The sequence below is a fragment of the Amycolatopsis sp. GA6-003 genome, assembly GCF_046267895.1.
GTDB lineage: Bacteria > Actinomycetota > Actinomycetes > Mycobacteriales > Pseudonocardiaceae > Amycolatopsis.
Genome location: NZ_CP176499.1, coordinates 4109982 through 4133258 on the forward strand (window position 1 = coordinate 4109982; position 23277 = coordinate 4133258).

The window sequence follows — 23277 nt, forward strand, 5'->3', positions numbered from 1 at the left end:
CTCCACCCTACGCAGGCGCGGGCGTCTTCGGCTCGTCCGGTCGGAGGTGCCTCGCGCCCTCGAACGCGACGGTCAGTGCGGCCGCGAATCCCCTGGTCCGCACCAACGGCACAACGTCCTCGCCGGACGTGCCGTACCAGTACGCCGTGAGCGAACAAGCGTTAACTAGCCAAGCGTCCGCTTCCCCCAGCGCGTACGCGTACGGGAGCGCGCGAGAGGCGAGCAGTTCGTCGTCCGGCGCTTCCATGGCGAGCAGCTGTGCGTTGAGGCCGAGAAGGCGGTCTCGGAGGTCTAGTCCGGCCTTCGTCCGCTCCGGCAGCAGGTGCGCTGCGGCGGTCACCGCGAGGCCGGTGGCGAGAAGCACCAACCCGAGTTGTGCGTAACCGACGGTGAAGGCCAGTAGGACAGTGAGGAAGACGCCGTACCCACATAGCCGCGGGCCGATCTTCGACAGCCGCTTCGGAGAGCGCCAGCCGCGACGGACCGTGTCCGCGACCAGTTCGCGTACGCCTGCTTCGCGCACTTCGGCGAGCGTCGCGGCTTCGCCGGGCACAGCGGCTTCGTACACCGCGCGTTCGAAGGCGGTTAGGTGTTCGTCGGGTGGGTTGCGGCGTACGAGGGTCCAGTTGCGCGGGCCGTCTTCGCTGACCCATAGATAGTTACGGACGCATAAGTCGAGCACTGTCGCGGCTAGATCGACGGAGCTGACGCGTCCGGTGAGAAGCAGTCCTACGTGTCCAGGGAGCACGCCGTCCGGAGAAGAGAAGCGGCCGTGGTCGAGGAGCTGTACGGGGGTGGCGCGACCGGGCTGTCGGTCTCGTCGGCGGCGTACGAACACTGTGACGGCACCGGCGATCGACAGCACGGCGAAGGCCAGCCAGGCCCACCACACTGGCGCGCTCGCGGCGAAGGGGCCGTCGGGGACGAGCCGCTCGGTCGCGGCGACAGTGCCGCCGGGGAGCTCGGCGGTCAGCTGTACGCGCGAGCCGGGCTGGAGGTTCGGCACTGAGACGCGGGTGAGGCCGGAGTGGTCGATCTGCGCGGCACCGCAGCGGGTCGTCGAGCCGGGCGGTCCGGCGAGGCAGCTGAGCGCGTCCGGGATGGCGGGCGCGGCGAAGGTCGCGCGGACCAGTTCGAGGCGGGTGTCCCAGCCGCTGGCGACGTCCCAGGTCACGTGCTCGACGCCGAGGCTCGTGCCGACCGCACCGTCCACTGTGTACCGGAGCACGGACGTTCCGCCGCGCAGGTAGAAGGTCACCTGGTCGGTGCCGGATTCGGCGTTGCCCGCACCCTCGATGCTGAGGTCGCGGATGCCGAGGACGCGACCGTTGGCGCGCAACGGAATAGTGCGGGTCATCGAGGTGTCGCGCGGTACGGAGACCGCTTCGGTGACGGACAGGCTGCCGTCGTGCTGGACCTTCAGCGCCACTTCGACACTCTGCGGCAGGCCGGGCAGCGACGGCGGGTCTTGCGCCGTGGCGAGCAGCGGGATCAGCAGCAGAGCGGCGAGTTTCATTGCGCGGACACCGCCGAGCGTCGTTCGGCCAGTGCTTGGATCGCGTCGATCTCTGCCGCCAATGGAGATTGGGCCCGCCCCGCCGGAGTGCCCAGCGCGCGGCCGCGGCGGGGTTGAACCAGCGGAGCGGCTAGGAAGGTGGCGATTCCGGCGATCAGCAGCGCGACGCCGATCAGCGCCTCGCCGACGGTGAGGGCGAGGACGACGGTCGTCACGATGCCCGCAGCGGCCAGGAGGAGCCCGGCTAGGCGGACGTGCGGTTGCCTCGCGGACAGCCAGCCATGGCGATGCGCTTCGGCGTCGAGAAGGGCGCGCAGTGCCGCCTGATCCGGCCGTGCGGCAGAGAGCGGACCCGGCGGGAAGGCCGTCTTGACCGCTAGTTCGAACGGCGTGAGCGGATCGGCTTCGCCGTGGCTGACCTGACCGTCGGCGATGCGCAGATGCCCGCGGGCGACGAGATCGAGGACCGTGCCGGTGAGGTCGAGTTCCCCACGCGGCCTGGTGCGGCGACGCAGCACACCGGCGCCGATGAGCAGGTAAAGCACTAACGCGAGACCACCGAGGACAGTCGGGAATCCCGGCGCGAAGGCGGCCAACGGTCCAGTGGGGACAAACCGGGCGTTCTCCGGCAACGGTCCGGTTTGGACGGCCAGCTCGATCCGATCCCCTTGGCGCAGAACGTTCTGCTCGGCATGCACTCCGCCGCGGCGGAGTTCGGAAAACGTGCACTGCCGAGACGACCCCGGCCGACCGGCGTAACAGTCCGCTGTGGACACGCCCGGCGCGCTGAAGGTGGCGGTGACGCGGTCGACCGAACGATCCCAGCCTCCGGTGAGCTGAACCCGAACCTGCCCAGCCGCGACCGCACCGTCCACTGTGTACGTGACAGTGGCTGGCCCGGTGACCGTGACCGTCGTTCCGTCGGCGGTAGCAGCGCCGGAGATCTGGAGATCAGTGATCGAATAAAGCCGGTCCTCGTCGTCGCTCACCGGTACCCGCTCGGCGATGCGGTGCCTGGCTGGTGCGTCGGTGACGATGCGCTCGATGACCGTCAGCTGACCGTCCTGCGCGGTGGTGACGGTGACGTCGTCGGCGAGCATGTCCTCAGCTCGGCGGGGTGAACGGATTGTCGGACTTCGGCGGTGCCGGAGGCGGAATCGGCGGCGGCGCGTAGGAACCGTACTGCGGCGGCGCGATCCGGGCGTGGTCGCGGTTGCGGCGTTCGGCCAGCACCGCGGTGAGGAAGACCCACGGCGGCATCCCGTGCGGCAGCGACACCCCGATCGCCGCCGAAATCTGCTGTGCCAGGCTGAAGCCGAGCGACGCGGCCGCTTCCGGGCGCAGATCGTGGTAGCGGCCGAGGTACTGGCGGGCGGCCATGGCGAGGTTGTCGGTGAGGCCGCTGAGATCGAAGTGCGCGGCCCACGCTTCGAGGCCGGGCGGCACCACGAGAATGGCCTGCGCGGACTGCGGCACGCGTTCGCGGATCACCAGGGTGCCCGCGAGATAGTCGCCGACGCGGCGGCCGTTCGACGACGACAGCGACACGATGACGGCCACCGCGCCGAGGAAGCCGAGCGCCCAGAAGTCGACGAAGAAGCCGGCGAGCGCGCGGGTCAGCGCGTGCCGGAAGCTGATCGGGCCGCCGTCGAGGCGCACCACTCGCAGGCCGAGCGCGAGTTTGCCGAGCGAACGGCCGCGGCTGAGCGTTTCGAACAGCACCGGGTAGCCGATCACGACCAGCACGAACACGGTCAGCATCAGCGCGACGGTGAGCGCCGAGTCGAACGACCCCGCGGTCAGCGTCAGCGCGACGAGCACGAGCAGCAGCAACGCGGCCTGGACGAGGACGTCGAGCAGCATCGCGACCGCGCGGCTGGCGAGCTTCGCCACCCGCAGGTCGAGGACGACGGCCTCACCGGTGACGAGATCGGACTCTTCCTGCACGAGGCCAGCGTAGAGCGCCTGCCTCTATCCTTGCGGTGGAGGAGGTGGCCGGTGGACGTCGACGTGTTCGTCGCGGCGCACAGCGCGGAGTGGAACCGGCTCGGCGAGCTCGCCGGACGGCGCAGGTTGACCGGTCCGGAGGCGGACGAGCTGGTCACGTTGTACCAGCGAACGGCGACGCACCTGTCGATGATCCGCTCGACCGCGCCCGACCCGGCCTTGCTGGCCAGGCTGTCGGCGCTGGTCGCGCGCGGTCGCTCGGCGGTCGCCGGTTCGCACAGCCCGGCCTGGCGCGAGGTGGCTCTGTTCTTCACCCGCCGCTTCCCGGCCGCGGTGTACCTGAGCCGCCGCTGGTGGATCCCGGCGGCGCTGCTGTCGGTCGCGGTGATGGCGGTGCTGGGCGTGTGGATCGCGGGCGACCCGCAGGTGCGCGCGTCGCTGGTGTCGCCGGACGAGGTGAAGGCGATGACCGCGCCGGGCGGCCAATACGAGACGTACTACTCGGACGGCCCAGCGGCGTCGTTCGCGGCGAAGGTGTGGACGAACAACGCCTGGGTCGCGGCGACGTGCCTGTTCCTGGGCGTCGCGCTGGGCTTGCCGGTGATCGCCGCGCTGTGGATGAACTCGCTGAACGCCGGAGTCGCGATCGGCCTGATGTCCTCAGCCGGCCGCGGCGACGTGCTGCTGGGCCTGCTCCTGCCCCACGGCCTGCTGGAACTGACCGCGGTCTTCATCGCGGCGGGCACGGGGTTGAAACTCGGCTGGACGGTGGTGGACCCGGGCCGCCGCTCGCGCAGCGCGGCGCTGGCCGAACAGGGCCGGTCAGTGGTGGTGATGGCGCTGGGGCTGGCGTGCGTGCTGCTGGTGTCGGGGGTGATCGAGGCCTTCGTGACGCCGTCGGGCTGGCCGACGTGGCTGAGGATCGGCATCGGGGCGGTGGTGGAGCTGCTGTTCCTGACGTACGTGTTCACGCTGGGAAGGCGGGCCGCACTGGACGGCGAAACCGGGGATGTGGACCGGCGGGCCGCCGGAGACGCCCTTCCGGAGGCGGGGTAGAAGGAACCCGGCGGGGCTCAGATTCCCCTCACGGACCTACAACCGGCCCGCGGCTTTCAGGGCGAGGTAGCGGTCGGCCAGCGCGGGCGGCAACTCCTCCGGCACCGCGTCCACCACCCCCACTCCATGCCGGGTCAGCCAAGCCACTGAAGACTCCCTATCCGCCAGCGCCCGTTCCGCCGCGGCAGCGTCGTAAACCGCCTCCGCCGATCCGCGCGAAGCTGCCATCTCCGCGACCCGCGGGTCCGCCACCGAAGCCACCAGCACCTCGTGCCGAGCGGTCAACGATCCCAGCACCGGGAACAACCCCTCCTGCAACGGGGCCGGTTCCAGCCCGGTCAGCAGCACCACCAAAGCCCGCCGCCGCGTTCGGCGCAGGACTTCCGCCACCATGCCCCGGGCGTCGGTCTCCACCAGCGACGGTTCGATCGTGGCCAAGGCGTTCACCAAGGACGGCGTCGAAGCATTCGGCACCGACGCCCGCACCCGGCGGTCGTAAGCGACCAGATCGACCCGGTCCCCCGCCCGGGAGGCCAGTGCGGCCAACAGAAGCGCCGCGTCCATCGCCGCGTCCAACCGGGGTGCGTCGCCGACTCGGCCCGCCGAGACGCGGCCGGTGTCCAGCACCAAAACCAGCTGCCGGTCGCGTTCCGGACGCCACGTCCGCACCATCACGTCGGACGCGCGGGCCGTCGCGCGCCAGTCGATCGACCGGACGTCGTCGCCGATCACGTACTCGCGCAGGGAGTCGAATTCCGTTCCCTGGCCCCGAATCAGCACCGCGTTGCGGCCGTCCAGCTGCTGCAACCGCGCCAGCCGCGACGGCAGATGCTTGCGGCTGTGGAACGGCGGCAGCACCCGGACCGTCCACGGCACCTCGTGCGAACCCTGCCGCGCGGCCAATCCCAGCGGGCCCACCGCGCGCACGGTCACCCGGGCCGCGACACGGTCGCCTCGGCGGGTCGGGAGCAGCGCCGTCGTCAGCGCACGCCGTTCGCCAGCAGGAACCACCAGCGCGTGCCGGTCGTCCGCACCGGCGCTCGGCGGCCAGGCATCCCGCAGCGAGCCGCGGACGGTGCGCCCGCCGGGGTTCGTGACGGTTAACGTGACCTCGGCGGGCTCCCCCAGCCGGACGGAAGTGGTGCCGCTGCGCGAAAACCGCAGCGCCCGCACGCTCCCGGCCAAGACGAGATCCACGACGACCAGCACCAGCAGCACCGCGCCCACCACCGCGACGCCGGTGCCGGACGGGAACAGCAGCCCGACCACCAGCGCCCCCAGGAGCGCCAGCAGCCCGAGCCGCCCGGTGACGGCCATTTAGCGCGGCACCGGCACGGAGGCCAGCACCCGGTCGAGGACACCGTCCGCGGTCACGCCTTCGAGTTCGGCTTCGGGCCGCACGTCGAGCCGGTGCCGGAGCGCCGGACGGGCCAGCGCCTTGACGTCGTCCGGCGTCGCGTAATCCCGGCCGGACAGCCAGGCCCACGCGCGCGTCACGGCGAGCAAAGCCGTTGCGCCACGAGGAGAAACGCCGATCCGCACCGCCGGGAGTTCCCGCGTCGCGCGGCAGAGGTCGACGACGTAGCCGATCACTTCCGGTCCGACGGTCACCTTCGCGACCGCCTCCCGCGCGGCCGCGAGTTCCGCCGCGCCAGCCACCGGACGGACGCCCGCGGCGGCGAGATTCCGCGGATCGAAACCCTGGGCGTGCCGCCAAAGAATGCCGATCTCGTCCTCCCGCGAGGGAGCCGGCATGGTCAGCTTCAACAGGAACCGGTCCAGCTGCGCCTCGGGCAACGGGTAAGTGCCCTCGTACTCGACCGGGTTCTGCGTCGCGATCACCACGAACGGATCCGGCAGCGGCCGCGAGACGCCGTCGATCGACACCTGCCGCTCCTCCATCGCCTCCAGCAGCGACGACTGCGTCTTCGGCGGCGTCCGGTTGATTTCGTCGGCCAGCAGCAGATTCGTGAACACCGGGCCCTCGCGGAAGGAGAACTCGCCGCTGTGCGCGTCGTACACAATGGACCCGGTGACGTCGCCCGGCATCAGGTCCGGCGTGAACTGCACGCGCGTCGTCTTCAACTCCAGCGACGCGGCCAACGCCCGCACCAGCAGCGTTTTCGCGACCCCTGGCACGCCTTCCAGCAGCACGTGCCCCCGGCAGAGCAGCGCGAGGATGAGCCCGGTGACGGCCGCGTCGTTGCCGACCACGGCCTTCCCGACCTCGGCGCGCAACGCGATCAGGGCCGCCCGCGCGTCCTGCTTCTGTTCGGTACTCAAGAACGCTCCACCTCTCGTTCCACCGCGTCAAGTTCGTCCGCCAGCCGCACCAGCGCCGCCTCGTCGGACGGCGACGGGCCGTACAGCACCGCCCCGACCTCGTTCGGCGCCCGGCCGGTCCGCGCGCTCACCGTCTCCACCATCGCGGGCGGGCCGGCGTCGCGCGGCAATCCCAGTCTCTTCCGCAGCCGCGTCCGGGCCGCCTCGCGCAAGGTTTCCGCCGCGTGCCCGGTCGCTCCGCCCCGCCGGTACAGCCGGGCCCGGCCCTCCGCCGTTTCCGCCGACCGCACGACCACCGGCAGCGGTTCGCGCACCACCGGCCCGAGCCGCCGCGCCCGCCACAGTGCGAAAAGGACGATCGCGATTCCCGCGGTCAGCGCGCCGTACCGCCAGCCGGGCGGAATCAGGTCGACAAACGGTTTCTTCTCGTCGTCCAGCGCGGGGTCCGCTGTGGACGGTACGTACCAGACCAGCTTCCGGTGATCGCCCAGCAACCGCATGCCGAACGCCGCGTTGCCGTCCTTGGCGATTTGGTCGTTGGTGAACGCGTCCGCCGAGCCGAGCACGCTCACCGTGCCGGTCCGGTCCGCCAGCTGCACGAAAGTCGGCTCGCCGCCGTCGCGGTAGCAAGCCCGCGCCGTCTTGTCGTCCGTGCGGTAATGGCGGCCGCCGAGCGTGACCGAACCCGCGCTGACCGCCGCGCCGACCGTGCAATCCGGTTGCAGCGTACGCACTTCTCCCGCCCCGACCGGGGAAACCGTCGGCGCGGTCATGCCCAACGCTTTCGATCCGGGCGCGACGAGCACCAGGTGCGCGACCCGGCGGCGCAGCTCGGCGAACCCGTCCTTCGGCACCAGCTGCGGGTTGGTCACCAGCAGGGTTCCGCTGTCGGCGGCCTCGCGGGCCTCGGCGAGCGAACGCACCGCGCGGACCTGAACGCCTTCCTGCTCCAGCAAATGCGCGAGAGCGTGGCTGCCGCGCGGCTCATAGGAACCGGGGTCGAATTCGCCGCTCGTCTGGTCGCCGCGGCTGAGCACGATCGCCAGCGCGATGAGCACGATCAGCAGGAGCAGCGCCAGCGGAACCCGGGTGCCACGCCAGATTCGGCGCAGATCCGGCGAAACAGCCGTGCTCATGCGTCCGCCAAAACCGGTCGCGCGCGCTGGACGCGTTCGTCCACTTCGGACAAGGCGCGGTATCCGGCTTCGGTGCCCGGCCGTCCGCCGTAGTGCACGTCGTCGAACTGCCGCGCGGCGGCGGTCAGTTCAACCGCCAGCTCCGGCAGGAACCTTCCGGCTTCGGCGATGGCCTCGTCCGCGGTCCGGCCGGAGCGGACGTCGAGGAGCGCGCGCTCTTCCATCCCCCGCACCAGCGCGCGGAACCGGTCCCGCACCGCGTCCGCGAACTCGCCGCGCGCGGCGGCTTCCTCGGCGGCTTTCCGGTATTCGTCCGCGGTCTGCCGCCGTCCGCCGAACACCTCGCCGGACGTCTTCGCCGACCGGCCGACCTTGCCCACCCGCAGCCGCACGACCACGATCAGCACGATCAGCAAGCCCAGCACCAGCAGCAGGCCGAACGGGCCGCCGGGCACGTCGGACAACGCGTTGAACAGCTCGGAAATCCGCTGCCCGAGCCACTGCCAGAACTGTTCGAGCAGACCTGGCCGCGCGGCGGCGTAATTCGGGTCGGTCAGTTCCTGGACCGCCCGCAGCCGGGCCGGGTCCCGGTCGATGTCGACCGGGACGTCGGCGGGAAAACCGATCACCACGCCTGCCGCGGCGGCTGGATGCCCGCCGCCCTGGCCAGCTCGATGTCCATGCCCTCGCGGCGCATCCGCTGGTCGATGTAGAGCACCACGGTGACCAGCGCGGTGAACGGCATGACGATCGTCTCCGCGATCACCTTGCCCACCGACTGCAGCACCAGACCGCCGGTCGTCACCTCCGGCAGGTTCCCCGCCTGCGGGTCGAAGATGGCGGTGAACCCGCCCGAGCCGAGGCTGAACGGAACGCCGATGATCGCCGAGATCAGCCAGCCGATCACGGCGGCCAGCAGCAGCACCCCGAACACCCGCCAGAACATGCCCGAGACGAGCTGGCGCGACCGCGTGAACGCCTGCCCGATGGTGCCGCGTTCCAGCACCAGCGCGGGACCGGCGAGCGACCAGAACACGTACGGCACCACGGCGGGCAGCAGGCAGAAGGCCGCGGCGACCATCGTGGCCAGCGTGTACAGCACGGTGACCGCCAGCAGCGGCAGCAGCCGCGGCGCGGCTTCACGCATCGCCGAACCGAAGTCGACCGGACGGCCGAGCACCGCCTTGCCCATCACCACGGTGAGGAAGCCGGTGAGGAAAGTCTGCGCCAGCATGGAGATCACGAGCGTCGGCACCAGCGCGGTGAGCGCGGAGCCCAGCAGGCTGTACGCCGCGTCGAGCTGCTGCTGCGGCGTCGCGGCCGGGCCGAGCTGGGTGACTCGGTTGAAATCGGGCAGCAGCCACAGCGTCGCGACGAGGTTCAGCCCGGCCGAGATCACCGCGACGACCGCGGACACCCCGAGGATCAGCAGCGGATACCGGCGGATCGCGGTGATCGCGCCGTCGAGGATGTCGCCGAGGTTCAACGGGCGCAACGCGATCACGCCCGGTTTGCCCAGCCCGTTCGGACTCCAGCCCGGGGCGGGACGGCCGTGGCCGGGATACTGCGGAAGCGGTTGCTGGCCAGGGGATTGCCACTGGCCACCGGCTGAGGGCGGCGGCGCGTCCGGCGGCGGGAAGACGCTGGGCGGCGGGGTTTCTCCGGCGGGAGAAGCCGCGCCCGGCTGCGCCGGAGTGGTTCCGGCTGGGGTTTCGCCGCTCGGCTGCGGTGTCGCGTCAGCGGGGTTCGTGCTGCCGGAAGACGACGTTCCCGGCGCTTCCCCACCCGGCGGCGAAGCCGCGCCAGCCGGATTCGCACTGCCCGACGACGAAATCCCCGAAGCTTCCCCACCCGGCGGCGAAGCCGCGCCAGCCGGGTTTTCGCTGGCAGGCGACGGATTCGCGCTGGCCTGCCCAGCCTCGGCGGGCGGATGAGCCCCGGCCGAAGCCGCGTTTTCGCTGCCGGACGGCGAACTTCCGGCGTTCGTGCCGGACGGGGTGTCCGTTTCGCCGGTCTTCGGCGGAGCGGCGGCGGATGCGTCCGGGTCGGGACCGGTGAAGCCCCGGCTCGGCGTAGGCGTGTCGTCCCCCTGCCCGGGCGCACCGGGTGCGTTTGTCATCGGAGCCCCTCGTCTGCACAGCCCTGCGGTTGCTGCCGTCACTCTTCCAGAGCCGTCCGCACCCGGCCAGACCTGGGGGGACGTCCGGGCGGGCAGCCAGTCCGGCGAAGTGCTGCGGAGGGCCGGGGGTCCCCCGATATGCTGAACGGCAAGCCGGGGAACGCCCGGCCCGCGCCGAGACCCACCGGGACTGCCCTGATGACGCAACCGCCCTACGGCCAGGTGCCGCCACGCGGGACCGTTCAACCGCCGCCGGTGCCGAGCCAAGGACCGGTGCCGCCGGGCCAGTACCCGGGCCAGGCGCAAGGCTCCTACCAGGCCCAGCCCGGACAGGCGCCGTATCAGGGTCAGCAGCCGCCGTACCAGGGTCCGCCGCCGCAGGGTCCGCAGTGGCAGCAGCCGCCGTCCTATCCGGTGCCGCCGCGCAAGCCGACCGGGCTGATCGTCGGGCTGTGCCTGGGCGCGGTCGCGGTGCTGGCGCTGGGCGTCGTGGCGATCGTTTCGCTCAACCGCGGTTCCGGGCCGAGCAACGCCGGCTACCAGGCCGCGCCGCCCTCGCCGACGTCCGCCTACGAACTGCCGCCCACCAGCGGTTCCTCCACCGCTTCGAGCACGCCCACCAGTCCCTCGGACAGCCCGGGCACCTCGACCAGCGCGGGCCCGCACAAGATCCTCAAGCTGGCCGACCACCCGATCCTGCAGGACCCCAACGCCGGCCTGCAGAACCGCGTCTGCAACCTGCCGCCGTGGACGAGCACGCAGGACGGCGCGGAAGCGTTCTTCACCGCGGCGAGCAAATGCCTCGACGCGGCGTGGGGCCCGTTCCTCGAGTCCTACCACCTGCCGTTCACGCCGCCCGCGCTGCACTTCCCGACCGGACCGAGCTTCGACACCGAATGCGGCACCATCCAGGTCGGCATCGCCACCGCGGCGTACTACTGCGAGAACAACCTGTACGTCCCGTTCAAGGGCCTGCAGACCGACCAGTACGGCAACAACCCCGGCGTCTACCTGGCGTTGTTCGCCCACGAGTACGGCCACCACGTGCAGGAAGTCGCGGGCATCATGGACGCGGCGTGGCAGAAGATCTACGCGGCCGGGCAGAACAGCCCCGAGGGCCTGGACATGTCGCGCCGCAAAGAGCTCCAGGCGCAGTGCTTCTCCGGGATGTTCCTCGGCGCGCACGTCGACCGCGGCGGCACGATCACCCGCGACATGTACAACAAGGCCTGGAACGACCAGGAAACGCGCGGGGACAACACTTCTCGCAGCCACGACCACGGCACCAACGCGCACTACGCGCAGTGGTGGCGCGCCGGGGCGAAGGACAACCGGATCGCGGACTGCAACACCTTCGCCGCGTCCGCCTCGGACGTCAGCTGATCGCCTGCGGCACTACGGGCGTAGTGGTCGCGGCGTCAGCTGAGCAGCGCGAGCTTGCCCGGACCGCGGATCACCAGGTAGGCGTACATCCCGCCGCAGAAGCAGGCGAACACCAGCAGCGCCAGCGCGACCGGCGCGCGCAGGTCCTGCGCGCCCGCGGTGGTGTCCGGCATGGTGACCGAGACGACGCCGTCCGCCGGGGCGTCGTCCGGGACCAGCACCTGGAGGTGCTCGTCCTTGCCGTGCCCGCAGCTGTCGAGGGCGCCCTGGCGCGGTTTGCCGCCGAGCTTGAACGAGACCGTTTCGGCCGCCCCGGGAACGGAACAGTCGACGGCCTTGGTGATCTGGGCGTCCACCGGCGCGCCGGGCGACTTCGGGTGGATGCCGAGCAGCCCCGGGCCGGCGAGCCACGCCAAGACCACGACGAGCACCCCGGCCGCGACCGGGATGCCCACCTGCAGCCCCCGCTTGACGGGGCTCTTATGCGGGGGGTCGGAAACCTGCACGACGCCATGCTTCCAGATGCCGGGGGCAAAACCCAGTGAGGTGCCCGCGCACGGGGGACCCCGGGCAAGCCCGCATCCGCTCCGGCACCGGCCACCACCCGCGACCGCATCCGCTACGGAACCCGCCACCACCCGAGAGCGCACCCACTAGGGCACCGGCCGCCACCCGAAAACCGGATCCGCCACAGCACCCGCCGCCACCCGAGGCCGCATCCCCGCCACCACCCGAGACGGCATCCGCCACAGCGCCCGCCACCACCCGAGACCGCACCCACTAGGGCACCCGCCACGGCCCGATACACCTCACCCGCCGCCGCCCCAGCCGCCGCTCGAGACCGCATCCATCACGGTGCCCACCACCCGAGCCACCGCACCCGCCACCGCCCCAGACCGCATCCGCCGCCCACCCGGCCGACCCCGGTTCCACTCGCCGCACCGCCACTCCCCATTCCACCTTGGGTGCGTCTGACGCACCCAAGGCCACATCGGGGCTCGCGATGCACCCCAATGCGGCATGGGCGTCGGCTCAGCAGCGGGTGCGGAGTCAGCGGATGCGCGCGAGTCGTCCCGGCGCGCGATGCCGAGGAAGCGAAATCGGCAAACCTCAGCGTTCGATGTGGTCGACCTGCGTGACCTTCTTGACGTACAGCAGCCGGTCCCCCGGTTCCAGCGCGTCCGCCTGCGGAGCGTCCACCCGGTAGAGCACCCCGTCGCGCACCACGCCGAGCACGATGTCCCCCAGGTGCCGGGGCGAGCCGCCTTCCTCGCTCGGTTCGATGCCGCGTTCGGCGATCGCCAGGCCGGACTCCGGAGTGAGCAAGTCCTCGACCATGTCCACCACGAGCGGGCTGGACGTCGCCATCCCGAGCAGCCGCCCGGCGGTCTCGCTCGACACCACGACCTGGTTGGCCCCGGACTGCTTCAGCAGGTGCACGTTCTCCGCCTCGCGCACCGACGCCACGATGTGCGCCTTCGGGGCCAGCTCGCGCGCGGTGAGGGTGACCAGCACGGCGGTGTCGTCGCGGTTCGGCGCGACCACCACCGCTCGCGCGTGCTGCACGCCGGCGACGCGCAGGACGTCCGCCCGGGTCGCCGATCCGTGCACGGTGACGAGGCCGAGCGCGCTCGCCGCGTCCAGCGCCTGCTGGTCGGTGTCGACGACCACGACGCGGTTGGCCTGCACCTCCTCGTCGCCGAGCAGCGCGTTGACCGCCGAGCGGCCCTTCGTGCCGAAACCGACGACGACGGTGTGGTCACGCACCTTCGTCCTCCACTTCTGGATTTTGAACGCCTGCCGGGAGCGCTCGGTGAGCACTTCCAGGGTGGTCCCGACGAGGACGATGAGGAAGAGCACCCGCAGCGGCGTGATCACGATGACGTTCACCAGCCGTGCGGACGCGGTGGCCGGGGCGATGTCGCCGTAGCCGGTGGTCGAGAGGGAAACCGTCGCGTAGTAGAGCGAGTCGAGCAGCGAGAGGCCGTCGCCGTTGGCGTCGCGGTAGCCGTCCCGGTCGAGGTAGACGATCAGCACCGTGGCGAGCAGGGCCAGCAGCGCGCCGATGATCCGCTTGACGATCGACCGCATCGGGCTGACCGTGAGTTCCGGCATCCGGATCACGCCGACGAGCTCGTGGTCGGGCCGGTCGTTCAACCGGACGTTCAGGGGCAGCCGTTTCAAGGCCTTCATGCACCGGCTCCCCGCGGGCGTTCGGCGTCACTCACAGCCGGGAGGATAACCCAATCGGAGCACCCGCACATCCGTCCCGAGGTTCTTGCTGTGGCAGGCTTGCCGCATGTCCGAGCCTCGCGCGTCGCAACGTCCGGCGCATTTTCTCGCCGTCCTCCTCGCCGGGGCGGGCGCTTTGCACTTCGTCCGGCCCAAGCCGTTCGACGCGCTGGTCCCGAAGGAATTGCCCGGTGACCGGCGCACCTGGACGTACGCCTCGGGCGTCGCCGAGATGACTGTCGCCGCCGGGATCGCCTTGCCGCGCACGCGTCGGCTGGGCGGGCTGGCGGCGGCGCTGCTGTTCGTCGGGGTCTTTCCGGGGAATGTGAAAATGGCGTTGGATTATCAGCGCCGCGGCCGTCCGGCGCGGGACCGCGCGGTGGCGTGGCTGCGGCTGCCGTTGCAGTGGCCGTTGGTGAGCTGGGCGTTGACCGTGCGCGATCGGGCCTAGCTTTTACTCCTGCGGCACGTTCCGCAGCAAGGCGCGCAGGCCTTCCGCGTCCAGCAGATCGGCCGGGCGCAGCGTGTGTCCATGTCGGACATAATGGAAGGCCGCGCGCACCCGGTCCACCGGGACTTTCTTCAGCGCCGCCCACGCCAGCCGGTACGCCCCGAGCTGAATCGCCAAGGCTGGCAACCGTTCTTCGGACGGGACGGAGCCGGTCTTCCAGTCCACGACGGTCCAGCCGCCGTCGGGGTCCGCGTACACCGCGTCCATCCGGCCGCGCAAAGTGATGCCTTCGACGTCCGCGGAGAACGGCACCTCCACCGCCACCGGAACCCGGTCGGCCCATTCACTGTTCTCGAAAGCCTCTTGCAGGGCTTCGAAATCGGTGTCCGGGGCTTCGCCGACGTCGGCCGCGCCGGGAAGATCGTCGATTTCCAGCAGCCGGTCGCCGGAGAACCGTTGCTCCAGCCAGCTGTGAAACGCAGTGCCGCGGCGCGCGAAGGTGTTGGGCGGCAACGGAAGCGGCCGACGCAGGCGTTGCGCCAGAGCGTCCGCGTCGGACGCCAGGTCGACCAACTGGCTCACGCTCAGCTGCGCGGGCAAGGCGACTCGATCCACAGTGGACTGCGAGCGGGCGCGTTCGGCGAGGAGGACGTCGGTGTCGGCGGCCCAGCCGTCCGGGTCCTCCGGATCAATGACGTCCTCGTCGTCTTCGAAGTATTCGTCGTCTGGCGGGTAGTCGTCTTCCGGTTCCGGCGGCAGCGGGATTTCGTCGTCGTCGGCCGCGGGCAGCGGTTCTGCCTCGGGTTCGGGTTCTTCTTCCAGCGCGGCCATTTCCGCCAGCAGCAGCTCCACCCCGGTGGCCACGCCGGACCGCCGGTCGCCCAGCGGATCCACCGGCCACCGCGCCGTCCGGGAATCCGCGACCAGCGGGTTCTCCTCGTCTTCTGCCGGTTCGTCGGCCCAGACGTCCACCACGCCCAGCGGCGGATCGGCCTCGTTCATCACCTCGGCGATTTCCGACAGGAAGATCGACGGCCCTTTAGCTCGCGTACTGCTCTCGTTCCACCAATGTCCGGAAACGAGCAGTGCGCGCTCGGAGCGGGTCAGCGCGACGTAACACAACCGTCGTTCCTCGTCGGCTTCTCGCGCGACGAACCCTTCCTCGTGCAGTTCCAGCGCTTCCTGCACTTCTTTGCGGTCATAACCTTCGGCGATCTGCAGCTTAGGCAGGTCCGCCGCGTCACCGCGCAAATGCGCGGGCAGCGCAGTAGAAGTGCGCAACCACGAGGACGAACGGCGCTTGCCCGGAAACACCTCGGCGACCAAATGCGGAACAGCCACCACTTCCCACTCCAGCCCTTTGGCGGAGTGCACGGTGAGCACCTGCACGCGATCCGGAACCACCTGCACCTCACCGGGCGTGAGGCCGTCTTCCGCGTGTGCCGCGGTGTTCAGGTAGTCCACAAAGGACAACAGAGTCGCGGTCGGCGCGGTCTCCGCGTAATCGGTGACCACTTCCGCGAACGCGTCCAAATGCGCGCGGCCCGCCGAACCGGGGCGGGCGAGCGATTCGACGTCGAGCAGCATCGTGCGTTCGACGTCCGCCACCAATTCCGGCAGCGATTGATCCAGCCGACGCCGCAGCGCGGTCAATTCCGCGCCCAGGCGGCGAATCCGGCGGTATCCCTCCGCGGAATACCGTTCCGGCGCACCGGGTTCGTCGACGGCGTCGATCAGCCCGGCCTGTTCCGCGCGTTCGGCGACCAGTTCCGGTTCCTCGCCCTCCTTCGCGCGCGGTTCGGGCGAGGTGAGTTCGTTGGCCCGCCGCCACAACGCCGCGACGTCCGCCGCCGCGATCCGCCAGCGGGCGCCCGTCAGCAGCCGGGCCGCCGCGCTGCCCGCCAGCGGATCGGCCAGCACCCGCAGCGTGGACACGAGGTCGGCGACCTCCGGTTCGTCCAGCAGCCCGCCGAGGCCCACGACCTCCACCGGCAGCCCGCGCATCCGCATTTCCGCCGCGATCGGAGCCATGTCCGCCCGTCGCCGCACGAGCACCGCGGCAGTCGGCGGCTTGCCGGATTCCTCTTTCTCCGCATGCCACCGCCGCGCCATCTGGTCGGCGACCCACTCGCGTTCCGCGCGCACGTCCGGCAGCAGCGCGACCGCGATGTCCGCCGGACCGGCGCCGTCTCGCGCCCGCAGCCGTTCGACGCCGAGTCCCCGCTGCCGCAACGGTTCCGAGATCGCGTTGGCCAGTTCCAGAATCTCCGGCGGATTGCGGAAACTGGTCAGCAGACCGAATTCGTGCGCGGTTTCGAGCCGTTCCTCGCCGCGCCGGGGGAAGTCCGTGGTGAATCGGGGCAGGTTCGCCGCACTCGCACCGCGCCAGCCGTAAATCGCCTGCGCCGGGTCACCGACCGCGGTCACCGGCATCGGCGGATGCTCAACGCCGCCGAACAACGACCGCAGCAGCACTCGCTGCGCGTGCCCGGTGTCCTGGTATTCGTCCAGCAGCACCGCACCGTAACGCTCGCGCTCCCCCGCGACCACCGCCGGATATCCCTCGGCGAGCTGCGCGGCCAGCGACATCTGGTCGGCGAAGTCGAGCGCGCCTTCCGCGCGTTTGCGCCGGTGGTAATCCTCGACCAACGGGAGCAAAGCCAGCCGAAAACGTTGTGCCGCCAGCACTTCCTGCAGCTTCACCGGAAGCGACGCACGCTGGCCTTTGGCGCGTGGAGCGTTTTCGATGATCTCGCACAGCCACTCGGTGTACTGCCCGAGTTTTTCCGTCGAAATCAGGTGCTCGCCCAGTTCGCCGGCCAGCGCGAGCAGTTGCGCGGTGACCGTCGGCGGCACCCGGTCGGTGTCCAGGTCATTGTCCCAAGTGGACACCACGCGGTGCGCCAGCTGCCATGACGAAGTCTCCGAAAGCAACCGCACCCCAGGCTGCACCGGAAGCCGCAACCCGTGTTCCGACAGCAACCGTCCGGCATACGCGTGATAGGTCAGCACCGTCGGCTCGCCAGCGACCACAGTGGCCCGCAACGCGCCCGAAGGATCGATTCGCTCCAGCAGCCCCGAACCGGCCAGCCGCCGCAACCGCGCCCGCACCCGCTCGCCGAGCTGACGTGCGGCTTTCCGGGTAAAGGTCAGGCCGAGCACCCGTTCCGGGCTGACGATTCCGTTGGCCACCAGCCAGACCACGCGCGCGGCCATGGTTTCGGTCTTCCCCGCGCCCGCGCCCGCGACGACCAGCGACGGCTCGACCGGCGACGCGATCACGGTCGCCTGCTCGGGCGTCGGACGGTGCAAGCCCAGCGCGTCCGCGATTTCCGCGGGTCCGACCGGGTTGGCGACAACAACCGGGCTCACGGTCCGGTCACCTGACGCCCTTCCGGACGCAACGGGCAGCAACCGCGCGCCGGACACCGGTCGCAGTCGGCGTTCTCGTGCGCCTGGTAGTCCGGACCGACCGCGGCGGCAGCGGCCGAGCGCACGAGTTCCAGCCACTCGCGCCCGCTGTCCTCGTCCATCGGCGGCTGGTCCCGTTGCGTCGCCCCGGTTTTGTTGTTCCCCTTCGCGACGTACACGAGTTTCGCGCCGCCGGGCGTGTTCTTGCCCTCGACCGCGCCCAGCAGCACCGCCAGCTGGTACGCCGCGAGCTGCGGATGCTTCTCCGCGTCCGCACTGGAGACCGGGACTTTGCCGGTCTTGATGTCCACAATGACCGGACGGCCGTCCTTGTCCATCTCGACCCGGTCGACGCGCCCGCGCAGCAGCACGCGCACCTCTTCGTCGCCCATCGGCAACTCGACCTCGATGTCCTGTTCGACCCCGGCCTCGATCAGCTCCTGCCGCGACTTTTCCAGCCACGACACGAAGTTGCGCAGCATTTGCTCCACCCGGGACCGCTCGCGCCGGGAAAACCACGGCGCGCCAGCGTCCACGCGCACCCACGCTTCGTCCAGCGCGGCCTGGATCTGCTCCTCAGTGCTGCCGCCCGCGATCGCCTGCGCCAGACCGTGCACGAGAGTTCCGGTCACCGCCGCCAGCTGCGCCGGATCGCTGCCGCCGTGCCGCTCGATCAACCAGCGCAGCGGGCACTTCACCAGGATTTCCACAGTGGACGGCGAGATCCGCATCAGGTCGCCGGGCCCGTGCACGGGGTCCTCTGTGGACGCTTCCATCAGCCCGTACCAAGTGTCTGGATGCGCGCCCGGAACCCCAGCCGCGGCCAGCCGGGCGAGCTGTTTCGCCGCCCGCTTCCGGCGGTCTGGATCCGCCTTGTCGTCGCACACGACCTCGCGCAGCTCGCCGACCAGTTCGGCCAGCACGAGCGACCGGCCCGGCGGCTTCATCCGGGAGTCGAGCATGCCGTCGTCGGCACCGTTCTCCTCCAGGTCGTCGAGGAACCGGGACGGCTGTTCGTCCTCTCCGGCCACCGCGGTCACCAGCAACGTCCGGCGCGCCCGGCTCGCCGCGAGGTAGAACAGCCGTCGTTCCTCGGCGAGAATCGGCGCGATGGCGGACACCTTGTCGTGTTCGTCCACTCCGGACAGCAGATCGACCAATCGCTCCACGCCCAGCAGCGAACCGCGCAGCCGCAGATCCGGCCACGCGCCCTCCTGCACTCCGGCGACCGCGACCACTGTCCACTCGCGACCCGCCGAAGCGTGCGCGGTCAGCAGCGAAACCCCTTCGCCCGGAATCGCCGCCGGAGCGAGCGTGTCGCCCGCGATGTTCTGCGACGACAGGTAATCCGCGAACGCCGCGACGCTCGCCTTGGGCAACCGGTCGGCATACCGGCCGGCCGAATCGAACAACGCCACCACAGCGTCCAGGTCGCGATCAGCCTGCGCGCCGAGCGAGCCGCCGCGATCCACCAACCGCAGCAACCGTTCCTGCAGTCCGCTCGCCTGCCACAGCTCCCACAGCACCTGCTCGACGCTTTCCCCGCGGCTTACCGCCTGGTGCGTGACACTCAGCAGATTGCCGACCCGGCGCACCGGCAACGCCTCGTTGTCCGCGAGACCGACGAGAACGTCCCCGCCGCGCAACGCTTCCACGAGCAATTCGTCGCTCGACCGCTGCCCGCCGCCCGCCAGCTCCAGCCGGCGCAGACCACGTCGCAATCGCCGCAACGCCAACGGGTCCGCCCCGCCGAGCGACGAGGACAGCAGCATCTCCGCGGTGTCGACGTCGAGCAGTTCCGGCTCGGCGGCGATCCGCAACACCGCCAGCAACGGCCGTACCGCGGAGTGCTTCGCCAACGGCAATTCTTCGGTCGCCGATCCAATCGGGACCCCCGCCGCCCGCAAAGCCCGTTGCAGCACAAGGAAAGTCCGTGCCGGAGACCGCACCAGCACCGCCATCTCCGACCAGGGCACGCCGTCGACGAGATGCGCCCGGCGCAGCTGATCGGCGATCCAGCTGGCTTCCGCCGCCGGGGTCGGCATCAACCGCACCCGAACCTTGCCACCGCGTTTCCCTTTCGGCGTAACCAACTTCCGATGCGGTGACGCGCCAGGCAACGTCGCGCCGAGTTTCGCGACCGCCGCCCGGACCGTCGGGGCGAGCCGGTGCGACGTGGTCAGCAAGACCGTCCGGTCGCCGTCGTTGTCGGCGTCCGCGAACAGCTTCGGGTCCGCGCCGCGGAAGGAAAACACCGACTGGTCCGGGTCGCCGGCCACCACGAACTCCTCCGCGGTGTGCCCGATCGTGCGGATCAGCTGGACCTGCAACGGATCCAGGTGGTGCGCGTCGTCCACGAACAAGTGCCGGACCCGGCCGCGCTCGCGTTCGCGCAGCTCCTCGTCGTCCTCCAGTGCGAGCAACGCCGACGTCACCAGCTCCGCGGCGTCGAGCGCGGGCGCGGCGGGCAGGCCGAGCGCGTTGCCGCCCGCCCCCTGCAGCTGGGTGACCTCCTCGTACTGCGCCCAGAAGTGCCCGGCGGCGACCCACTCCTCGCGGTCCTGGCGATGCCCGAGTTCGGTCAGATCCTCCGGCCCGAGCCCGCGTTCGGCCGCCCGCATCAGCAGGTCGCGCAACTCCTCGGCGAACCCGGGCACGGTCAGCGCCGGACGCAGCTGCTCCGGCCAGTTGGTCGCGCCCTCCTCCAGGTCGCCCTCCAGCAGCTCGCGCACGACGACGTCCTGCTCGGCTCCGGCGAGCAACCGCGGCGGCGGCAGTTCCTCGGCGCGAGCTTCCAGGCGCAGCAAGGAAAACGCGTACGAATGCACTGTGCGCACGAGGGGTTCACTCACCGTGCGCGGCAGCGGGGACTCCTGATCCGGATCCGACGTGAGCCGCCGCGTGAGGTCGGCCCGCAGCGCGTCCGCCGCCCGGCGGGACGTCGTGAGCAGCAGCACGCTCTCCGGATCCGCCCCCTCGGCGATCCGGCGCGCGGCGGCGGTGGCGAGCAAGGCCGTCTTGCCCGTGCCCGGCCCGCCGAGCACCCGACGGAACCCGGCCGGTGCCGACAGCAGCCGGCGAGCGTCTTCGTCCCAGGTGAACGTGGGTGTGACAGGGACCGGCGGGCGCACCAGCCGCGCCTGCCCGTTCCCTGCTCTCCGCACGTGCACATCAGCGATGGAACCATGCCCGCTCACCCGGGTGGCGCACCGGCACACCCCTCGGCGGGACTATCCTCGGCCGGGTCATGAACGACGAACTGCACGAGCGGATACGCGCAGTCATCGCCGACGTACCCGCGGGGACAGTCGCGACGTACGGCGACGTCGCAGCGCTCTCCGGCGCCCCCTCCCCGCGCATGGTCGGCCGGGTCCTCGCCGAGGACGGCCACGACCTGCCCTGGCACCGCGTCCTCCGCGCGAACGGCACCCCCGCGCCGCACCTGCTGCACGAGCAGCTCGAACGGTTGCGCGCGGAAGGCGTGCTGGCGGACGGCGAGAAGGTGGACCTGCGGAAATACCGCTGGCGCCCGAACGGGGACGAGCCTGACGCCGACGAGCCGCCCGGGTTGTTCTAGAGCCTTTCGGACCACGCCGAGGCTCGGCAGATGCCGGCTACCGCAGCGGAACTACCGCTGGCGCCCGAACGAGGACGAGCCGCCCGGGTTGTTCTAGAGCCTTTCGGACCACACCGAGGCCCGGCAGATGCCGGCTACCGCACCCGGTGCCGGTTCAGCGGTGCAGGACGTGCACCTCGGCGGCCACCCGGTGTGCCTGCTGGGCATCGAATCGCGTTCGGTGCCACGCCGCAGCGCGGCCGGGACGAGCCACGGCGGAGCTTCCGCGGAAGTCCGTGCGGGGAACCCTCCGTGAAGCAGAGTCCGTGACGGTCCCCCTCACGACCGGACACCCAGCCGCCCGCCGGCACCGGAAAGCGTGGCCTCCGCCATCCTCCCCGGCCATAGCCCGCCCCGCCGGTTTTAGGTTAGCCTCACCTCATGGGCGTCCTCACTTACCACCACGGCAGGGTCACCGCGGTCCGGCGGGTCACCCCGCACATGGCTCGGATCACCTTCGACTGCCCCGGTCTCGCGGCGGCGGGCCCGGTGGCGCCGGACGCGTACGTGAAGGTGTTCTTCCCGCTCCCCGGCGACGAGGAGCCGAACCTGCCGCCCGCCGAGACGGGTGACGACGACGTTCTGTCCTGGTATCGCCGGTACCTCGCGATGCCCGACGACGTCCGGCCGCCGATGCGGACGTACACCGTGCGCGCGGCGCGTCCGGAGACCGGCGAGGTGGACGTCGACTTCGTGCTGCACGAGGAGAGCGGCGGCCCGGCGTCGACGTGGGCCGGGCAGGCGGAGGTCGGCGGCCGGGTGGCGTTCCTCGGGCCGCACGGGCTGTACGACGTGCCGGACGGGACGACGTGGCAGCTGCTGGTCGGCGACGAAACCGCGCTGCCCGCGATCGGCGGCATTCTCGAGAGGCTGCCGCAGTCAGCGCGCGCGTCGGTGTACATCGAGATTCCGGACCGCGCGGAGCGACAGACCTTCGAGACCAACGGTGCGGTCGAAGTGCACTGGGTGGTCCGAGGTGCGCGTACGCACGGCGAAGCGCTCGTAGAGGCCGTACGCGCGGCCGAGCTGCCCAATGGCACGCCGTACGCGTGGGTGTCCGGCGAAGCAGGCGTCGTGAAGCTCGTTCGGCGACACCTTGTCCGCGAGCGCGGCTTCGACAAGACAGCCATCTGCTTCACCGGCTACTGGCGGCAAGGTCTCAGCGAAGAAGCCGCGGGACGACAGCAGGCCGAAGCGTCCTAACCCAGCTTCGCGACCACCAGCTTCACCAACGCGCCCAGCCGCTGACGCTCCGGCTGTAGCGTGCTGATTCCGGCCGCCTCCAACGGTGCCGCAGTAACCGGACCAACGCACGCGCAGACGACCGTGCCACCGCGCAGGGTCTCGCGCAGCTCCGCGCCGCGGCCGGATTCGTCGGCGAGTGCCAGGAAATTCGTCGCGGCCGGAGCGCTGGTGAACACCAAGGCGGCCAGTTCTCCGGACAGCACTTCGTGGATCAACGAGAACACTGGCTCCGGATTCGGCGGCGTGTGCCAGCGATAGGGCTGTACCGCGAGCACCGACGCCCCGGCCGCGGCGAGCGGATCGCTGAACTCCGGCAGCGGTGCGCCGTGCAGTTGCAGTGCCACGCGCGCGCCCGCGACGCCAGCTTCGGTGAGCGCGCCGAACAGCTCCTCGTTGGTCTCGCCGGGCGCGGAGTACTCCTCGCGCAAGCCGACGCCCCGCACCGCGCCGACCGCTTTCGGTCCGCGCGCGAAGATGCGCGACCCGGACAGCGCGTCCACCAGCGCCTCGCGAAGTCCCCAGCCTTCGGCCGCGTCGAGCCAGCCGCGGAACCCGGCTCCGGTGGTGACCGCGGTGAGGTCGATCGGCGCGGCGAGCACGGCTTCGGTGCCGCGGCGCAGTTCCGGATCGTCGGCGAGCGGCACGATGGTGATCGTCGGCGCGTGCCGCACTTCCGCGCCGTGCCGGAGCAACGCGCCGATCAGGTCGTCCGCGCGCCGCTCGGCCGTGACGCCGATCCGCACGCCGTCCAGCTCAGCCATCCGACAGCTCCATCTCTTGCGAAGGACGCGCCGTGCTCAGCGCATCGATCCGCTCGACTCGTATCCGGCGAAACCCGCCAGGCAGCCAACAGCATCCCGCCCGCGCAGCCTCCGCACCACA

General features: G+C 71.0%; 18 protein-coding genes. 5 read left to right on the forward strand and 13 right to left on the reverse strand.

Annotated features, from left to right (window positions below; all coding sequences use genetic code 11):
* Nucleotides 1-7: 7 nt before the first annotated feature.
* Genes F9C12_RS18015 through F9C12_RS18025 form a run of 3 tightly spaced genes read right to left on the reverse strand, consistent with a single transcriptional unit; the run spans nucleotide 8 to nucleotide 3463 of the window.
* Entirely contained in the window at nucleotides 8-1516 is a 1509-nt protein-coding gene (locus F9C12_RS18015) for a DUF2207 family protein (RefSeq protein WP_409466658.1), read from the reverse strand.
* The gene (locus F9C12_RS18020; RefSeq protein WP_409466659.1) at nucleotides 1513-2616 is read right to left on the reverse strand and encodes a hypothetical protein; all 1104 of its coding nucleotides are present in this window, start codon (nucleotides 2614-2616) and stop codon (nucleotides 1513-1515) included. Before F9C12_RS18020 ends, F9C12_RS18015 begins: the two co-directional genes overlap by 4 nt.
* A 4-nt stretch (nucleotides 2617-2620) precedes the next feature.
* Complete coding sequence (locus F9C12_RS18025; protein WP_409466660.1) at nucleotides 2621-3463, reverse strand: RDD family protein; 843 nt, start codon at nucleotides 3461-3463, stop codon at nucleotides 2621-2623.
* Between the two features lie 51 nt (nucleotides 3464-3514).
* On the opposite strand from F9C12_RS18025, the gene F9C12_RS18030 reads away from it, so the two are divergent.
* Nucleotides 3515-4519, forward strand: coding sequence for a stage II sporulation protein M (locus F9C12_RS18030; RefSeq protein ID WP_409466661.1), 1005 nt, complete (start codon nucleotides 3515-3517; stop codon nucleotides 4517-4519).
* 36 nt (nucleotides 4520-4555) lie between these two features.
* Here F9C12_RS18030 and F9C12_RS18035 read toward each other — a convergent pair whose 3' ends face one another.
* From F9C12_RS18035 to F9C12_RS18055, 5 genes are read right to left on the reverse strand one after another with little or no spacing between them, the layout of a single operon-like run.
* Nucleotides 4556-5836 carry a DUF58 domain-containing protein gene (locus F9C12_RS18035; RefSeq protein ID WP_409183132.1) on the reverse strand — a complete coding sequence of 427 codons (1281 nt, stop codon included), beginning with the start codon at nucleotides 5834-5836 and terminating at the stop codon, nucleotides 4556-4558.
* Nucleotides 5837-6802 (reverse strand): AAA family ATPase, encoded by a 966-nt coding sequence (locus tag F9C12_RS18040; RefSeq protein WP_409183133.1) that lies wholly within the window; start codon nucleotides 6800-6802, stop codon nucleotides 5837-5839.
* Nucleotides 6799-7938, reverse strand: coding sequence for a DUF4350 domain-containing protein (locus F9C12_RS18045; RefSeq protein WP_409466662.1), 1140 nt, complete (start codon nucleotides 7936-7938; stop codon nucleotides 6799-6801). Before F9C12_RS18045 ends, F9C12_RS18040 begins: the two co-directional genes overlap by 4 nt.
* Nucleotides 7935-8570, reverse strand: coding sequence for a DUF4129 domain-containing protein (locus F9C12_RS18050; RefSeq protein ID WP_409183135.1), 636 nt, complete (start codon nucleotides 8568-8570; stop codon nucleotides 7935-7937). Before F9C12_RS18050 ends, F9C12_RS18045 begins: the two co-directional genes overlap by 4 nt.
* Complete coding sequence (locus tag F9C12_RS18055) at nucleotides 8564-10057, reverse strand: hypothetical protein (RefSeq protein WP_409466663.1); 1494 nt, start codon at nucleotides 10055-10057, stop codon at nucleotides 8564-8566. Before F9C12_RS18055 ends, F9C12_RS18050 begins: the two co-directional genes overlap by 7 nt.
* A gap of 198 nt (nucleotides 10058-10255) precedes the next feature.
* Here F9C12_RS18055 and F9C12_RS18060 point away from each other — a divergent pair, with 198 nt between their 5' ends.
* Entirely contained in the window at nucleotides 10256-11440 is a 1185-nt protein-coding gene (locus tag F9C12_RS18060; protein ID WP_409466664.1) for a neutral zinc metallopeptidase, read from the forward strand.
* Between the two features lie 35 nt (nucleotides 11441-11475).
* On the opposite strand, the gene F9C12_RS18065 is transcribed toward F9C12_RS18060, so the two are convergent.
* Together F9C12_RS18065 and F9C12_RS18070 are read right to left on the reverse strand one after the other, a co-directional pair.
* Nucleotides 11476-11946 carry a hypothetical protein gene (locus F9C12_RS18065; protein WP_409466665.1) on the reverse strand — a complete coding sequence of 157 codons (471 nt, stop codon included), beginning with the start codon at nucleotides 11944-11946 and terminating at the stop codon, nucleotides 11476-11478.
* A gap of 604 nt (nucleotides 11947-12550) precedes the next feature.
* On the reverse strand, nucleotides 12551-13633 hold the full coding sequence (locus tag F9C12_RS18070) for a potassium channel family protein (protein ID WP_409183139.1): 1083 nt from the start codon (nucleotides 13631-13633) through the stop codon (nucleotides 12551-12553).
* Nucleotides 13634-13739: 106 nt separating this feature from the next.
* Here F9C12_RS18070 and F9C12_RS18075 point away from each other — a divergent pair, with 106 nt between their 5' ends.
* Nucleotides 13740-14123: a hypothetical protein gene (locus F9C12_RS18075; protein ID WP_409466666.1), complete on the forward strand. Its 384-nt coding sequence runs from the start codon at nucleotides 13740-13742 to the stop codon at nucleotides 14121-14123.
* 3 nt (nucleotides 14124-14126) lie between these two features.
* Here the strand turns inward: F9C12_RS18075 and F9C12_RS18080 are convergent, their stop codons facing one another.
* The gene (locus F9C12_RS18080) at nucleotides 14127-17495 is read right to left on the reverse strand and encodes an ATP-dependent helicase (RefSeq protein WP_409466667.1); all 3369 of its coding nucleotides are present in this window, start codon (nucleotides 17493-17495) and stop codon (nucleotides 14127-14129) included.
* Nucleotides 17492-20665 (reverse strand): ATP-dependent helicase, encoded by a 3174-nt coding sequence (locus F9C12_RS18085; RefSeq protein WP_409467029.1) that lies wholly within the window; start codon nucleotides 20663-20665, stop codon nucleotides 17492-17494. The genes F9C12_RS18080 and F9C12_RS18085 overlap by 4 nt, the downstream gene beginning before the upstream one ends.
* Nucleotides 20666-20781: 116 nt before the next feature.
* Here F9C12_RS18085 and F9C12_RS18090 point away from each other — a divergent pair, with 116 nt between their 5' ends.
* Together F9C12_RS18090 and F9C12_RS18095 are read left to right on the forward strand one after the other, a co-directional pair.
* Nucleotides 20782-21111, forward strand: a complete 330-nt coding sequence (locus F9C12_RS18090; protein ID WP_409183142.1) for an MGMT family protein — start codon at nucleotides 20782-20784, stop codon at nucleotides 21109-21111.
* A gap of 420 nt (nucleotides 21112-21531) precedes the next feature.
* A complete protein-coding gene (locus tag F9C12_RS18095; protein ID WP_409183143.1) occupies nucleotides 21532-22353 on the forward strand; it encodes a siderophore-interacting protein in 822 nt (273 codons plus the stop codon).
* Here the strand turns inward: F9C12_RS18095 and F9C12_RS18100 are convergent.
* Nucleotides 22350-23156: a uroporphyrinogen-III synthase gene (locus F9C12_RS18100; protein ID WP_409183144.1), complete on the reverse strand. Its 807-nt coding sequence runs from the start codon at nucleotides 23154-23156 to the stop codon at nucleotides 22350-22352. The two genes, F9C12_RS18095 and F9C12_RS18100, sit on opposite strands and share 4 nt — an antisense overlap.
* Nucleotides 23157-23277 lie beyond the last annotated feature (121 nt).

Bases quoted from the DNA above. Each gene is read 5' to 3' on its own strand.
- F9C12_RS18015 (WP_409466658.1), bottom strand. From the start codon at position 1,516: ATGAAACTCGCCGCTCTGCTGCTGATCCCGCTGCTCGCCACGGCGCAA.
- F9C12_RS18020 (WP_409466659.1), bottom strand. From the start codon at position 2,616: ATGCTCGCCGACGACGTCACCGTCACCACCGCGCAGGACGGTCAGCTG.
- F9C12_RS18035 (WP_409183132.1), bottom strand. From the start codon at position 5,836: ATGGCCGTCACCGGGCGGCTCGGGCTGCTGGCGCTCCTGGGGGCGCTG.
- F9C12_RS18045 (WP_409466662.1), bottom strand. From the start codon at position 7,938: ATGAGCACGGCTGTTTCGCCGGATCTGCGCCGAATCTGGCGTGGCACC.
- F9C12_RS18055 (WP_409466663.1), bottom strand. From the start codon at position 10,057: ATGACAAACGCACCCGGTGCGCCCGGGCAGGGGGACGACACGCCTACG.
- F9C12_RS18060 (WP_409466664.1), top strand. From the start codon at position 10,256: ATGACGCAACCGCCCTACGGCCAGGTGCCGCCACGCGGGACCGTTCAA.
- F9C12_RS18070 (WP_409183139.1), bottom strand. From the start codon at position 13,633: ATGAAGGCCTTGAAACGGCTGCCCCTGAACGTCCGGTTGAACGACCGG.
- F9C12_RS18075 (WP_409466666.1), top strand. From the start codon at position 13,740: ATGTCCGAGCCTCGCGCGTCGCAACGTCCGGCGCATTTTCTCGCCGTC.
- F9C12_RS18090 (WP_409183142.1), top strand. From the start codon at position 20,782: ATGAACGACGAACTGCACGAGCGGATACGCGCAGTCATCGCCGACGTA.
- F9C12_RS18095 (WP_409183143.1), top strand. From the start codon at position 21,532: ATGGGCGTCCTCACTTACCACCACGGCAGGGTCACCGCGGTCCGGCGG.
- F9C12_RS18100 (WP_409183144.1), bottom strand. From the start codon at position 23,156: ATGGCTGAGCTGGACGGCGTGCGGATCGGCGTCACGGCCGAGCGGCGC.